Raw genomic sequence first — 13,420 nt, 5'->3', positions numbered from 1 at the left:
AGCATCACATTCAGGAGATCCGCATCATGTCAGAGTCACGTCTTCTCGACGGCAAGGTCGCCGTCATTTCCGGCGGCGCATCGCCGCGCGGCATCGGTATGGCGACCGCACGCAAATTCGCCGCTCATGGCGCGCGCATCGCCATTTTCGATCTCGACGAAAACGCCGCTGTAGAAGCCGCCGCTTCGATCGGGCCCGAGCATCGCGGCTATGTGTGCAATGTCACCGACCGCGCTGCCTGTCAGGCCGCTGTTGAGCGCACCGTCGCCGATTTCGGTTCGATCGATATCCTGATCAATAACGCCGGCATCACCCAGGCGGCCAAATTCCTCGACATCGATCCGGAAAGCTGGGACCGCATTCTCGACGTCAACCTGCGCGGCGTGCTGTATCTGTCGCAAGCGGTCGTGCCGCAAATGAAGAAGCAGAAGAGCGGGTCGATCGGCTGCATGTCGTCGGTGTCGGCGCAGCGCGGCGGCGGCATTCTCGGCGGCCCGCACTATTCGGCGGCCAAAGCCGGCGTGCTTGGTCTAGCGAAAGCGATGGCGCGCGAACTCGGCAACGACGGCATTCGCGTGAACTGCGTGACGCCCGGCCTGATTCAGACCGACATCAACGCCGGCAAGATCAGCGACGACAAGCGCGTCGAGATTCTTTCGGGCATTCCGCTGAATCGCCTGGGCGTTCCCGACGACGTGGCCGGCGCGTTCCTGTTCCTCGCGTCGGACTTGTCGTCCTATATCACCGGCGCGGTGATCGACGTGAACGGCGGCATGCTGATTCACGGCTGATTCAAAGCCGATTCGTCCAGCGGGACGGGCTGCACGGCGGGAGGCCGGCGGCAGCAGCGGAGACCTTGCAGTACAGATGCAGAAACAAACGGGCGCGACGTGCGACACGTGCAGCCGCCGCGCTCGAGACGTCAGAAAAACATAACGACACGCCATATTGGAGGAAGACACCATGACTACCCGTTCGAACGCCCCGCAGGGCATCAGCCGCCGCACCTTTCTGAAGGCCGGTGCGACCCTGTCCGCAGCCGTGCCGTTATGGAGCGTCTCGCGGCGCGCCATGGCGGCGCCCGAGTTCTCGTACAAGCTCGCCACCGGTCAGGACCCGACGCATCCGGTCAATATCCGCGCGCAGGAGGCGATCAATCACATTCGCGAAGCGACCAACGGCCGCCTCGACATCAAGCTGTTTCCGCAGAATCAGCTGGGCTCCGACACCGACCTGCTCTCGCAGGTGCGCAACGGCGGCGTGGAGTTCTTCAACCAGGCCTCGTCGATTCTCGCGACGCTCACGCCGGCCGCCGGCATCGTCAACACCGGCTTCGCGTTCAAGGACTACGACGCCGTGTGGAAAGCCATGGACGGCGACCTCGGCAATTACATTCGCGGGCAGATCGCCAAATCCGGCATCGTGTCGGTCAGCAAGGTGTGGGACAACGGCTTCCGGCAGATCAGTTCGTCCACGCGCGCGCTGCGTGCGCCGGCCGACCTGAAAGGCTTCAAGATCCGCGTGCCGCAGGCGCCGATGCTGACTTCGCTGTTCAAGGCGCTCGACGCGGGCCCCGCGCCGATCAACTTCAACGAACTGTATTCCGCCTTGCAAACGGGCGTGGTGGAAGGCCAGGAAAATCCGCTGCCGATCATCGCCACCGCCAAGCTGTACGAAGTGCAGAAGTACATCAGCCTCACTTCGCACGTGTGGGACGGCTACTGGATTCTCGGCAACCGCGCCGCGTGGGAGCGACTGCCGGCGGACATGCGCACCATCGTCACGCGCGAATTCGAAAAGGCCGCGATGCTGCAGCGCGCGGACATCGCGAAACTGAGCAGTTCGCTGCGCGACGATCTGAAAACCAAGGGCATCACCTTTATCGACGTAGATCGTGAGTCGTTCCGCGCCGCGCTGGCCAAGACGAGCTTCTACCACGACTGGAAGAGCAAATACGGCGACGAAGCCTGGGGTCTGCTGGAGAAGTCCGTCGGAAAACTGGGGTGATGCGATGATCTCGATCTCTTATTCACACGAGCGGCAGCACCGCTTCGCCTGTGCGCTCGATTCCGCACTCGGGCATCTGGTGGAGATTCCCGCTGCCTTGCTCGTGCTGGCGGAAATCGTCGTGCTGCTGGCCGGCGTGACGAGCCGCTATATCCTGCACGCGCCGCTCGTCTGGTCCGACGAGCTCGCCTCCATGCTGTTCCTCTGGCTCGCCATGCTCGGCGCCGTGATCGCGTTGCGGCGCGGCGAGCATATGCGAATGACGGCGCTGGTCGGCATGGCGCCGCCGGGCGTGCGCGCGTTTCTCGACGTCGTGGCGATCGCCGCGCCGATCGCGTTTCTCGCGATGGTGATCGGGCCGGCCATCAGCTTCGCGCAGGACGAGTCGTTCATCACCACGCCCGCGCTCGAACTGTCGAATTCGTGGCGCGCCGCCGCGTTGCCGATCGGTTCTGCGCTGATGATGCTGGTGGCCGTGGTGCGCCTGGCGCGCATGGGCAACTGGCGTCTCGTGCTGGGCGCGGTCGCGACGGTCGGCGCGCTGGTCGGCATTTTCATCGCACTGGGGCCGCTGTTGCGCGACCTCGGCAATCTGAACCTGCTGATCTTCTTCGTCGGCCTCGTGGCGCTCGGCGTGCTGAGCGGCGTGCCCATCGCGTTCTCGTTCGGCCTCGCCACCTTCGGTTATCTCGCGCTGACCACGAACACGCCGATGCCGGTGGTGGTCGGCCGGATGGACGAAGGCATGTCGCATCTGATCCTGCTGTCCGTGCCGCTCTTCGTGTTCCTCGGCCAGTTGATCGAGATGACCGGCATGGCCGCGGCGATGATCGCGTTTCTCGCGAGCCTGCTCGGTCACGTGCGCGGCGGTCTATCGTACGTGCTGGTCGGCGCGATGTATCTCGTCTCCGGTATCTCGGGATCGAAAGCCGCCGACATGGCCGCGGTCGCGCCGGTGCTGTTTCCGGAGATGAAAGCACGCGGCGCCAAACCCGGCGACCTGGTCGCGTTGCTCGCCGCGACCGGCGCGCAGACCGAGACGATTCCGCCGAGCCTCGTGCTGATCACGCTCGGCTCGGTGACCGGCGTGTCGATCTCCGCGCTCTTCACCGGCGGCATGCTACCGGGCATCGTGCTGGCGATCACGCTGTGCATCGTCGTGCAATGGCGTTATCGGCGCGAAGACATGTCGAGCGTCAAGCGCGCGACGCGCAGCGAGATTCTGCGCAAGCTGGTGATCGCGTTTCCGGCGCTCGCGCTGCCGTTCGTGATTCGCGCAGCGGTGGTCGAAGGCATCGCGACGGCGACCGAAGTCTCGACCATCGGCATCGCCTACGCGGTGCTGGCCGGCTTGCTGATCTATCGCCGCTTCGAGTGGAAACGGCTCAAGCCGATGCTGATCGATACCGCTACGCTGTCCGGCGCGATTCTGCTGATCATCGGCGCGGCCACCGCAATGGCGTGGGCGCTGACGCAATCCGGCTTCTCGGGCCAACTCGCGCAGACCCTGGGCGCTTTGCCGGGCGGCGCGGCGATGTTCATGGCGGCGTCGATCTGTATGTTCGTGATTCTCGGCAGTGTGCTCGAAGGCATTCCGGCCATCGTGCTGTTCGGCCCGCTGATGTTTCCGATTGCGCGGGCCATGCATATCCACGACGTGCATTACGCCATGGTCGTGATCCTCTCGATGGGCGTGGGCCTGTTCGCGCCGCCCTTCGGCGTGGGCTACTACTCCGCTTGCGCGGTAAGCCGCATCCATCCGGACGAAGGCATGAAGCCGATTCTCGGCTACATCGCCGCGCTGATGGCCGGGCTGATCATCGTGGCTGCGGTGCCGTGGATTTCGACGGGCTTCCTGCATTGAGCCTTTGATCCTCTGAAGCGCGAGGCTAACTTCGTCATGCCTCGCGCGATGTTCTTCCGCCCGCTGCTTCGCGCCACGCCATTCGATTGATTCAATTTGTCTGACTGCCGCCGCTGCCCGTGAAGCAGCGGCGTAGAGGAGCCTTTTGCCATGTCCACCACCGAAGCCCCGTCTGCCGCACTGAATGCTTCGCCTGCTTCGATCACGCCGTTGGTCGAGGTTGCGCAAACCGCGCCCTTGCCTTTGGCCGACGCGATCCGCTTCCTTTCCATCGATGCGATTCTGCGCGCCGGCGAAGGCCATCAGGGCGTGCCGCTCGGCATGGCGGAAATCGCGACCGCGCTGTTCACGCGCCACCTGAAATTCAATCCCGCCGATCCGACCTGGCCCGACCGCGATCGCTTCGTGCTGTCCAACGGCCACGGCTCGCTGCTGCTGTATTCGCTGTTGTATCTCACCGGATATGACGCGATCGGGCTGGAACAGATCAAGACCTTTCGCGAACTAGGCTCGCATTGCGCGGGGCATCCCGAGTACGAACCGGCGCACGGTATCGAGGCCACCACCGGCCCGCTCGGCCAGGGCATTGCCAACGCGTTCGGCATGGCGATCGCCGAAGCGTATCTCGCGGCGAAATTCGGCAGCGATCTCATCGACCACTACACGTATGCATTCGTCGGCGATGGCTGTCTGCAGGAGGGCATCGGCCAGGAGATGATTTCGCTGGCCGGCCATCTGCAACTCGGCAAGCTGATTCTCTGCTGGGACGACAACCAGATTACCGACGACGGCAGCACGTCCCTCTCGATCAGCGAGGACGTCTGCGCGCGCTTTCGCGTCGCCGGCTGGCATGTGATCGAAGTCGACGGGCACGATCTCGAAGCGGTATCGGCCGCACTGACGATCGCCCGCACGGACCCGCGGCCTTCGATGATCGCGTGCAAGACCGTGATCGGCCGCGGCATTGCGCGTCTGCAAGGACAGCGCGGCGGCCATAGCGGCAAGCTGTTCCAGACGGACGCCGACGCGGCCCGCGACTCACTCGGCTGGCCGCACGCCCCGTTCGAAATACCCGAGGAGATTCTCGGCGCATGGCGCGCGGCAGGACGGCGCAGCGACCCGCAGTATTACGCGTGGCACGAACGTCTCGCCGCGTTGCCCGCCGCGCAGCGGGACGAGTTCGAACGGGTCCAGTCAGGCCACCTGCCGCATGGCTGGCGCGACGTGCTCGACGACTACCGCAAACGCGCCGTGGAGCGCGACGAGCCGCAGCCCGGCATCACCGTATCGGGCGAGATCAGCGATCTGCTTGCGCCGCTGTTGCCGGAACGCATGGTGGGCTGTGCCGATCTCGAAGCGCCCACCGGCCACAAGCGTCAGTTGCATGCCTTTACTGCCGAGGACCGCAGCGGCGCCTACGTCCACTGCGGCGTGCGCGAGCACGTGATGGGCTCGATAGCCAACGGCATGGCCGCGCATGGCGGCGTGATCGCGACCAGCGTCACCTATCTGGCGTTCTCCGACTATCAGCGTCCGGCCATGCGCATGGCCGCGCTGATGGGCCTGCCGGTGCACTACGTGTTCAGTCACGATTCGATCGGCGTCGGCAAAAATGGGCCGACGCATCAACCCGTCGAAATTCTCGCCTCGCTGCGCGCGATGCCGAACATGCGCGTGCTGCGTCCCGCCGATGCCGTCGAAGCCGCCGAGTGCTGGGCGCTCGCGCTCGAGCATCGGCGCGGGCCGAGCACGCTGGTGTTCGCCCGCCAGGCGCTGCCGTTGGTGCGCTGTGAATATAGCGCCGAGCCATTGTCGCAACGCGGCGCTTACGTACTCGAAGAGGCCGAGGGCGGCGCGCGCGTCGTGACGCTATTGGCAACCGGTTCCGAAGTCGCGTTGGCCGTAGAGGCGCGCCGCCAGTTGCAGGAGGAAGGCATCGCGACGGCCGTGGTGTCCATGCCGTGCTGGGAGATTTTCGACGAACAGGACGACGCCTATCGTGCAGCCGTGCTTGGCACGGGCACCGTGCGAGTCGGCGTGGAAGCGGCGCTACGGTTCGGCTGGGACCGCTATCTCGGCGAGCGAGGCGGCTTTGTCGGCATGACGGGATACGGCGCGTCGGCGTCGGCGGAGACGCTGTACGAGCACTTCGGCATCACCGCGCAGCATATCGTCGCTGAAGCGAAGCGGCATCTGTAAATCATCGGGGACATGACCATGCATAAGATCGTTTTTCTGGACCGCTCGACCCTCGCACCGCAGATCGTGTTGCGTGAACTGCGCTTCGAGCATCAGTTGATCGAGCACGACCGCACTACGCCGGAGCAAGTGATCGAGCGTCTGGCCGGTGCGTCGATTGCGATTACCAACAAGGTGGCGCTGACCGCCGAAGTGCTGGAGCAGTTGCCGCAGCTGAAGCTCGTCGCGGTGGCCGCGACCGGCACGGATTGTGTCGACAAGGCGGCGGCTCAGCGGCTCGGCATTGCAGTGAGCAATATTCGCGGCTACGCGATCAACACCGTGCCCGAGCATACCTTCGCGCTGATCCTCGCGCTGCGGCGCAATCTGGTCGCTTATCGCGACGACGTGCTCGCCGGCGAGTGGCAGAAGTCCGGGCAGTTCTGTTTCTTCACACACGCGATTCACGATCTGGCGGGCGCGCGGCTCGGCATCATCGGCGAAGGGGTGCTGGGGCAGCGCGTGGCGGAACTCGGCAAAGCTTTCGGCATGCAGCCGATGTTCGCCGCGCACAAAGGACGCGAAGGACTCGGCCCGTTATACACGCCGTGGGACGAAGTGCTCGCGACCAGCGACATCATCACCGTGCACAGTCCGCTCACGCCGCAAACGCGCAATATGCTCGCCATGCCCGAGTTTCGCGCGATGAAGCGCCGGCCGTTGATCATCAACACGGCGCGCGGCGGACTCGTGGATGAAGCCGCGCTCGTGCAGGCGCTCGACCAAGGGCTGATCAGCGGCGCGGGTTTCGACGTGACCGCGGGCGAGCCGCCCGCCGACGATAATCCTCTGTTGCGCGCCGCCGGCCGGCCGAATGTGATTCTGACGCCGCATGTGGCGTGGGCGTCGGATGAAGCGCAGCAGAGTCTGGCGAATCAGTTGATGGATAACATCGAGAATTTCGTCAACGATACGCCGATGAATCTGGTGAGCGGAGCGTATTAAGCTTGCCAGCCGCGCCGCTCGGACATCGAGCGACGCGGCTTTTTGCCTTTAACGCCGCTCAAGCTTGACGGAAAATCGGCGCGCCCCACGGTGCCCCGATCGTGCCGCCGTCCACGACGATTTCCGCGCCCGTCATTCCCGACGCGTCGCTGGAAGCCAGGAACAGCACGGCCGCCGCCACTTCTTCCGGCGCGGCGAGGCGTTCCATGGGAATGCGCGGTGCGAATGCCTGTTCGGTTCCGTCGAGCGTCGCGCCCTCGCGCGCGCCACGCGTCCAGATCGGCGTGCGCGTGCCGCCGGGGATCACTGTATTCACGCGAATACCACGCTGCACCAACTCCGACGCGAAGACCTTCGCCATACCCGTGATGCCGGCCTTGGTGGCCGAATACGCCGACGAGCCAGGCGAGCCGAGTTCACGCATCACCGAGCCGTTCAACACGACCGCGCCGCCCGCGCTCATCAGCGGCAAGGCGGCTTGCACCGTCAGAAAGACGGCGGTCAGATTGGTGCGGAGAATGGCCTCGAACGCCGCGGCCGTCGTGCCGCCGAGCGGAGTCGGACCCGAGATGCCGGCATTCGCGAACACGATGTCCAGCGAGCCGAATTTGCTTTTGATCTGTTCGAACAACGCGTCGATGTCCGCTTCGTTGTCCAGATTGGCCCGCACGCCCAGCGCGTTTTCGCCGAGCTCGGACACGGCCTGATCCAGCTTTGCGCTGTCGCGGCCGGTGATCGCCACCTTCGCGCCTTCGGCAATCAGCAGCTTCGCCGTGACGAAACCAATGCCGCTATTCCCACCGGTAATCAACGCTGTTTTTCCTGAGAAACGCATCATCTTTCTCCTTGCTTGCGCCGCGAACGCGCCGGAAGTCACGGCCGTGCGACGCCTGTAACGGTTAAGCGGCCAAAAAACGCCGCCGCATACGGACATCCGCGAAAGATGCCCTCATCCAACATTCTGCATGTTGATCATCATGCACATTTTCAGTATTATGCTCATCATGCAGATTGTCAAGAGGGGTGACGGAAATGGGCTACTCGCAGGCGCAAAAAGCAGAAAGCCGGCAGCGCGTGCTGGAAACAGCGGCGCGGCAGATTCGGGAAGACGGCATCGAGGCGCTCGGCGTGGCGGACTGCATGCGGCGCGCCGGTCTCACGCATGGCGCGTTCTACGGTCACTTCGAGTCGCGCGATGCGTTGATCGTCGAGGCGTTGGAATATGCGGTCGCGCAAAGTGAGAAACGTGTCGCCGCCACCGTTGCGGCGGCGAATGCGAACGGCTCGGCGAAGAAAGAGCCGTTGCGCGCGCTCGCCGAAATGTTTCTCAGCGAGAAACACATCAAGAATCCGGGCAACGGCTGCGCATTGTGCGCGCTTGCCGGCGAAGCGCGGCACGCGGCGCCGGAGGTTCGCGAGAGTCTGACGCGATACGTGCACAAGCTGGCGTCGCAAATCGCGGAGACGTTGGGCGGTGATAGCGAAAGCCTGGCGCTTGGCATTGTCGCGACCATCGTCGGCGCGGTGACGCTGGCGCGTGCCGTCGACAATCCTGACATCGCCAGATCGATTCTGGCGGGCTCGCTGGATCTGATCGTGGCGCAAGGCGGGGACGCCTAGATTGATGGAGCGGCGCCGGCATGAACCTGCGCCGCCCTTCGGTTGCTTCAACGCGCGTGGGGACTACGAGGCGCGCGTCAGTGGTTCAATGATCGTCGTCGCGATCGAAGCCGCACATATGGTCCGACTCGCCGTGGTCGCGGCGGTGATCGCCATGATGATCGTCGTCCACGCCGGGCAGTTTTTGCGCCACGTAACCCGGCAAGTCGCTCGGGTCCCAGGCAAAGGCGAAAAACTGATTCGGGTTCGCGATGCCGGCCGGGTGGTTGGTGTCGGTGATGGTGCCTAAGAAGTCGTTGTCGTTAGCGACGAACAGCGTGTGCTTCTTCGCACCGCCGACCACGACATCGGGACCGAATGCCAGACCTTCCAGCTTCGCCGGAATATCGTTCGCGTTGTAGCCGTGGGCGGTGAGCGCGGCGACCACATCCAGGAACAGCGTCTTCTGCACCGCATACGGCGCGAGGCCGGCCTCACCGCTTGCGCTGCTCACGTCCTGAGCGCCGTTCAGGTCGATATGGAACACCTTCTTGAAGGTCGCCGTCGAGTTATCGCCCAGCCCCTGGCCGTCCCGCTCATCCATTAGCAACTCATGATCGTTGACGGCTACCACGTCGCTAATGGTCGGATATTTGGGCTTCGCTGCCGTGCCGATGTTCGTCAGCGGATACGCGAACTGGGTCGTCCTGCCGGTGCGCACGTCGATCCTGACGATACGCGTGTACGCGCCGCTCGTGCCGCCATCCTGGATCAGCGGGCTTTGCATCGCGCCGAACAGCGTCTTGCCGTCCGGCGAGATCGCGAGGCCTTCCATGCCCTTGTTGGCGACGCGGCCGGAGGTGTTCTGCGCTATTTCGTTGTTGCCGATCGGGCTCAGCGTGGCAACCGCGAACGCGTCCGGCAGTTTGTACGTGTCGATCCGGCGGCCACTGCGGCGATCGAAACGATACACGTAAGGGCCGTACTCGTCCGAGATGAAGACGCTGTCGCCGTCGTTGCTCACGCGCACGCTTTCGGGATCGAAGCGCGCGTCGCGGTCGTCCGTCGACAGGCGGGTCGGATCGAAGTTGTCCGAGCGGCCGGTGAAGTAGCTGGTGTGATTGCGGCGGTTGAGCGCGGGCGCGCCGTTGGGCACGCCCGCGGCAGCGCCTGTGCCGTAGACCAGCCTGTCGTTAGTGTGGAGCAGCGTCGTGGCGAGCAGAGTCGGCGTCATCGTGTATGGCAGCGACGCGCCGGCCGCGCCGGGTTTCAGGCGCAGGCGCAGAGTCTGAAAACGGTTGATATACGAAGCGGTGTCGTCGATCGCCGGGTTGTACGACACGGCATTCGGGCCGCGGTCCGGCACGGCGACGAACGTGTGGCATCCCGCGTAAGCGATGCCTGAACCCAGACCGCCGAGCAGATTGCCCGCCACGCCGTTCTCCAGCGGCGCCGCGGTTTCCTTCGATAAGTCTCCGGTGAGACCGCTCAGTTGACCGACCGCGATGAGATCGATGCCGGCATGCGCGGCCGTTACGAAGAAAAGCGACGAAGCGATCGCCGTCAGAGCAGAGATTCTTGAACGAGACACGGTGTCTCCTTGATTGGAATGCTTGTTTGTCGATGGATCGGGCGCGCGGCGTCGTGCATGGGCGCTTTTGTCCGCGTGGATGTGCGAAAGATTTGAAGGCGGGCCGGCCTGCGGCCCGTCGGCCGATTGAAGGCCGTCGGTAATACTGCGTGAGGTTCGTGACGGAATAATGACGTCGGGACCAGCCTTGATGCCACGGCGGCAGTATTGCACTGCGCCAGAAAGGTCAATGAGTGCTGGCGCCCTACCCGATCGCCAACCCCGCATCCGCCAGCGAACGCTTCAGCCCCAACTTCGGATAGGCCCGATCGACCGCGCGCACGTCCGCGCGCGTTTCCTCGATGATCCAGTCGCGCACGTCGGCCGCGGCCGGCCGCAACGGGCGGCTCTCCGGCCACACCAGACAACAGCGCCGGTTCGTGACGATCAGTTCCTGTTCGGCCGGCTGGAGCGCGCCCTCCAGCAGCCAGTGCGACACCACGTTCAGCCAGCCGAGCGCGACGCCCTGGCCAAGCAACGCGGCCTGCACGACGATCGCGTAGTCGTTGAAGCTCAGCATGCTCGCGGCGTGCCGCCCGTGTGCCGCGAACGCTTCAAAGCGGTCATGCCAGCCGCGTTCGCCGTCGTCCATGACGATCACGGTGTCGCCGTGCGCGCGCCCCGCCTCGGTGGCCGCGATCTCGTCATAGCGCCGGTTGCACACCGGCAGCAGCGTCTCCGGCATGACCAGCACGCTGTTCTCGCCGATCTCGTCCTCGCGCCGAAAGCGCATGCCGAGATCCACATCGACGAGCGGTCCGCCGATGCGCCCCGAGATCAACTGGAACCGCAAGTCGACATTTGGAAACGCCTGATTCAGCCGGTTCATGCGCGGCATCAGCCAGTGCGTGGTGAAGGCCGTGGACACCGACAGCGTGACCGACTCCACACCGGTGGCGCGCGCCTCGATCTCGCGAATCGCGCCTTCGATTCCATTGAAGCCCTCGGAAATCTTCCGATAAAGAATCTTGCCGTTCTCGGTGAGCTCGATACCGCCGCGCACGCGCTCGAACAGCCGCACGCCGAGATGATCTTCCATGCGCGCCAGCATGCGGCTCACCGCGGGCTGGCTCACATATAACTCCTGCGCCGCGCGCGTGAAGTTGCCGCAGCGCGCGGCAGCTTCGAACACGAACAGCGCATTGGCGCTCGGCAGTTTTTTGCGGAGATTGGGCATGACCTGATGTTATGCCTTCTCCAACAATTTGGGAATTGCCGCCAAAAAGGGCGAAGTCTATATTTTCCCTAACGCAGGCCTCTTCAGCGAGACAGAACGCAATGGACGCACGAGCGAAAACAGGTGTTTCGATCCGATCGGCAGCGAAACGTTATGGCCAGGTCGTGGCCCTCGACGACGTTTCACTCGACATCGCCCCCGGCGAATTCGTCTCGCTGCTCGGCCCTTCGGGCTCGGGCAAGACCACCTTGCTCGGCATTCTCGGCGGCTTCGTGCAGCCGAGTTCGGGCGCGGTCTGGGTCGGCGAGCGCGACATTACATTTGCGCCGCCGCACAAACGCGACATCGGCATCGTGTTTCAGAACTACGCGCTGTTTCCGCATATGAGCGTCGGCGAGAACGTCGCGTTTCCGCTGCGCGCGCGCCGTCAGCCGAAAGGCACGTGGGCGAAGAAGGTCGCCGACGCGCTCGCCATGGTCGAACTCTCCGGCTACGAAAGCCGTGGCATCTCCCAGCTTTCCGGCGGCCAGCGGCAGCGCGTGGCGCTCGCCCGCGCGATGGTGTTCGAGCCGCAACTGATCCTGATGGACGAGCCGCTCTCCGCGCTCGACAAGCAACTGCGCGAAACCATGCAGATCGAGCTGCGCCGGCTGCATCGCAAGCTCGGCGCGACGATCGTCTATGTGACGCACGACCAGCGCGAGGCGCTCACCATGAGCGACCGCGTGGCCGTGCTGAAGAACGGCCGGCTGGTGCAGATCGACACACCCGAGCGGCTCTACGACCGGCCGTGCGATGCGTTCGTGGCGAGCTTCATCGGCGAGGCGACGCTGCTCGACGTGACGCGTGCCGGCGACGATGCGGTGCGTCTCGGCGATACCGTGCTGCGCACCGCGCATCCTCTGCCGCATGGCAACAAACTGCTGCTCGCGGTGCAGACCGAAAAACTCGTGATCGACGGCGGCGGCCTGCGGAACGACAACGTGAATCGTCTGTCGTGCCGCGTCACCGAGGTGCTGTATCAGGGCGAAAGTTTGCGCGTGTTCGCAGCGCTCGCCGACGGCACCGCGATTAGCCTCAGACAACCCGGCGGCCACGACGCGCGCCGCCGCATTCCCGAGCCGGGCGCACAGATGAGCGTGACGCTCGACCCGCAGGACACGATCGTCGTGCCCGCCTGATTTTCTCCGCCCACGCGTGGGGCACTCCCTCTCCGTTTCACCGCACACTGCAAAAGGATGATTTCATGAAGCTCACCGATTTCAAGGTCCTGACGTTCGACGTCGTCGGCACACTCATCGACTTCGAGCGCGGCGTGCTCGCCTCAGTGCGGCGCATTGGCGGCCCGAAAGCGAAGGACCTGACCGACGACCAGATCTTCGAACCGTACATGCGCGGCCGCGCCGCCTATCCGGGCCGTTCGAGCCACGAAATGGCGAACGTCTATCTGTCGCTCGCGAAAGAACTCGGTCTGCCCGACGACGCGCAATCGGCCGCCGCCTTCCAGCGCGACGTGCTCGAATGGCCGGCGTTCGCGGATTCGGTCGCGGCGCTCAAGCGTCTGCGCAAACACTTCCGACTGGTCGCGATGACCAACGCGGACCGCGTGGCGCTCTCGGCCTACGCGCACACTCTCGGCGATCCGTTCGACGATACCGTCTGCTGCGATGAAACCGGCGTCGCCAAACCCGACCCGCAATTCTTCGCATACAACCGCGGCCGTCAGGCGGCGTTCGGCTACAAGTTCGGCGAAATCCTGCACACCGCGCAGAGCCAGTATCACGACATCGGCATCGCCACGAAACTCGGCTACGCGACCTGCTGGATCGAACGCCGTCAGAACGTGAAGGGCTTCGGCGCCACGCCCGTGCCGGAAGCCGTGACCACGCCGACCTTCAAGTTCGCGACGCTCGGCGCGCTCGCGGACGCCGTCGAAGCCGAAGCACGCCTCGCCGCCTGA

General features: G+C 64.5%; 11 protein-coding genes. 8 read left to right on the top strand and 3 right to left on the bottom strand.

From position 1 onward, the window contains the following. The first annotated feature begins 26 nt into the window (after positions 1-26). From PQR54_RS30805 to PQR54_RS30785, 5 genes are all read left to right on the top strand, one after another. Complete coding sequence (locus tag PQR54_RS30805) at positions 27-791, top strand: SDR family NAD(P)-dependent oxidoreductase (RefSeq protein WP_408252378.1); 765 nt, start codon at positions 27-29, stop codon at positions 789-791. 172 nt (positions 792-963) lie between these two features. Further along, on the top strand, positions 964-2,007 hold the full coding sequence (locus PQR54_RS30800) for a TRAP transporter substrate-binding protein (protein WP_408252377.1): 1,044 nt from the start codon (positions 964-966) through the stop codon (positions 2,005-2,007). Between the two features lie 4 nt (positions 2,008-2,011). Beyond that, positions 2,012-3,871, top strand: coding sequence for a TRAP transporter large permease (locus PQR54_RS30795; protein WP_408252375.1), 1,860 nt, complete (start codon positions 2,012-2,014; stop codon positions 3,869-3,871). 150 nt (positions 3,872-4,021) lie between these two features. Then, positions 4,022-6,070: a transketolase gene (gene tkt, locus PQR54_RS30790; RefSeq protein WP_408252373.1), complete on the top strand. Its 2,049-nt coding sequence runs from the start codon at positions 4,022-4,024 to the stop codon at positions 6,068-6,070. A gap of 18 nt (positions 6,071-6,088) precedes the next feature. Next, positions 6,089-7,054 (top strand): D-2-hydroxyacid dehydrogenase, encoded by a 966-nt coding sequence (locus tag PQR54_RS30785; RefSeq protein ID WP_408252371.1) that lies wholly within the window; start codon positions 6,089-6,091, stop codon positions 7,052-7,054. Between the two features lie 58 nt (positions 7,055-7,112). Here the strand turns inward: PQR54_RS30785 and PQR54_RS30780 are convergent, their stop codons facing one another. Next, complete coding sequence (locus PQR54_RS30780; protein ID WP_408252498.1) at positions 7,113-7,889, bottom strand: SDR family NAD(P)-dependent oxidoreductase; 777 nt, start codon at positions 7,887-7,889, stop codon at positions 7,113-7,115. 197 nt (positions 7,890-8,086) lie between these two features. Here PQR54_RS30780 and PQR54_RS30775 point away from each other — a divergent pair, with 197 nt between their 5' ends. Next, a complete protein-coding gene (locus tag PQR54_RS30775; RefSeq protein ID WP_408252369.1) occupies positions 8,087-8,674 on the top strand; it encodes a TetR/AcrR family transcriptional regulator in 588 nt (195 codons plus the stop codon). An 85-nt stretch (positions 8,675-8,759) separates the two neighbouring features. Here the strand turns inward: PQR54_RS30775 and PQR54_RS30770 are convergent, their stop codons facing one another. Then, on the bottom strand, positions 8,760-10,244 hold the full coding sequence (locus tag PQR54_RS30770) for an esterase-like activity of phytase family protein (protein ID WP_408252367.1): 1,485 nt from the start codon (positions 10,242-10,244) through the stop codon (positions 8,760-8,762). 244 nt (positions 10,245-10,488) lie between these two features. Then, the gene (locus tag PQR54_RS30765) at positions 10,489-11,460 is read right to left on the bottom strand and encodes a LysR substrate-binding domain-containing protein (RefSeq protein WP_408252365.1); all 972 of its coding nucleotides are present in this window, start codon (positions 11,458-11,460) and stop codon (positions 10,489-10,491) included. Between the two features lie 101 nt (positions 11,461-11,561). On the opposite strand from PQR54_RS30765, the gene PQR54_RS30760 reads away from it, so the two are divergent. Beyond that, complete coding sequence (locus tag PQR54_RS30760) at positions 11,562-12,641, top strand: ABC transporter ATP-binding protein (protein ID WP_408252363.1); 1,080 nt, start codon at positions 11,562-11,564, stop codon at positions 12,639-12,641. Between the two features lie 65 nt (positions 12,642-12,706). Continuing rightward, on the top strand, positions 12,707-13,420 hold the full coding sequence (locus tag PQR54_RS30755; RefSeq protein WP_121309928.1) for an HAD-IA family hydrolase: 714 nt from the start codon (positions 12,707-12,709) through the stop codon (positions 13,418-13,420).

Source organism: Paraburkholderia phytofirmans (genome assembly GCF_046028095.1).
Classification (GTDB): Bacteria; Pseudomonadota; Gammaproteobacteria; order Burkholderiales; family Burkholderiaceae; genus Paraburkholderia; species Paraburkholderia phytofirmans_A.
Note: the sequence above shows the minus strand (reverse complement) of the source record. Positions and strands in the feature narration are given on the sequence as shown.

Bases quoted from the DNA above. Each gene is read 5' to 3' on its own strand.
- PQR54_RS30805 (WP_408252378.1), top strand. From the start codon at position 27: ATGTCAGAGTCACGTCTTCTCGACGGCAAGGTCGCCGTCATTTCCGGC.
- PQR54_RS30800 (WP_408252377.1), top strand. From the start codon at position 964: ATGACTACCCGTTCGAACGCCCCGCAGGGCATCAGCCGCCGCACCTTT.
- PQR54_RS30795 (WP_408252375.1), top strand. From the start codon at position 2,012: ATGATCTCGATCTCTTATTCACACGAGCGGCAGCACCGCTTCGCCTGT.
- tkt (WP_408252373.1), top strand. From the start codon at position 4,022: ATGTCCACCACCGAAGCCCCGTCTGCCGCACTGAATGCTTCGCCTGCT.
- PQR54_RS30785 (WP_408252371.1), top strand. From the start codon at position 6,089: ATGCATAAGATCGTTTTTCTGGACCGCTCGACCCTCGCACCGCAGATC.
- PQR54_RS30780 (WP_408252498.1), bottom strand. From the start codon at position 7,889: ATGCGTTTCTCAGGAAAAACAGCGTTGATTACCGGTGGGAATAGCGGC.
- PQR54_RS30775 (WP_408252369.1), top strand. From the start codon at position 8,087: ATGGGCTACTCGCAGGCGCAAAAAGCAGAAAGCCGGCAGCGCGTGCTG.
- PQR54_RS30765 (WP_408252365.1), bottom strand. From the start codon at position 11,460: ATGCCCAATCTCCGCAAAAAACTGCCGAGCGCCAATGCGCTGTTCGTG.
- PQR54_RS30760 (WP_408252363.1), top strand. From the start codon at position 11,562: ATGGACGCACGAGCGAAAACAGGTGTTTCGATCCGATCGGCAGCGAAA.
- PQR54_RS30755 (WP_121309928.1), top strand. From the start codon at position 12,707: ATGAAGCTCACCGATTTCAAGGTCCTGACGTTCGACGTCGTCGGCACA.